The organism is Microbacterium sp. SCN 71-21 (assembly GCF_001725695.1).
Classification (GTDB): domain Bacteria; phylum Actinomycetota; class Actinomycetes; order Actinomycetales; family Microbacteriaceae; genus Microbacterium; species Microbacterium ginsengisoli.
In genome coordinates this window covers 1-494 of the sequence record NZ_MEGA01000115.1, presented here as the reverse complement: position 1 = coordinate 494, position 494 = coordinate 1, and the positions used below count along the sequence as shown (strand labels likewise).

The window sequence follows — 494 nt, the reverse complement described above, 5'->3', positions numbered from 1 at the left end:
GGCCGGTGAACCGGCCCCGCCCCGGGGTGTCAGCGCATCGTCGAGGCGTACGTCTCGTACTCGCTGCCGAGAGCGGACTGCACCTTCGACGGATCCGTCCCGTTGACCAGGTTCTGCAGCTGGGCGACGAGGGTGTCGTAGAAGGTCGGCGTCGGCCAGTCGGGATAGAACGCGAGCCCGTCCTTGGCGGTGATCGCATTGAACGCCGAGATCAGCTCCTTGCTCTTTGCGTCGGTGATGTCCGAGGGGTTCGCCGCAACGGGGACGCCACCGTTGTTGCCGATGATCGCCTGGATCTCGGGGCGCATGGTGATGTCGATGAACTTGTAGGCGAGGTCCTTGTTCTTCGCGTTCGCGGGAACCACCCAGAGGTTGCCGGAGGATCCGAGGCTGAGGTCGGAGCCGGGGAAGGGGAAGATGCCCCAGTCGTAGTTCTTGATCTCCGAGGTGAAGCGGCCGTACCACCAGCTGCCGGAGACGAAGATCGGGTACTT

General features: G+C 64.2%; 1 protein-coding gene. It reads right to left on the bottom strand.

Annotated elements, in window-relative coordinates; genetic code table 11:
• Window positions 1-29: 29 nt before the first annotated feature.
• Window positions 30-494 (bottom strand): extracellular solute-binding protein (locus tag ABT08_RS12725; protein WP_288115197.1); only part of this gene is annotated, 465 nt, incomplete at its 5' end.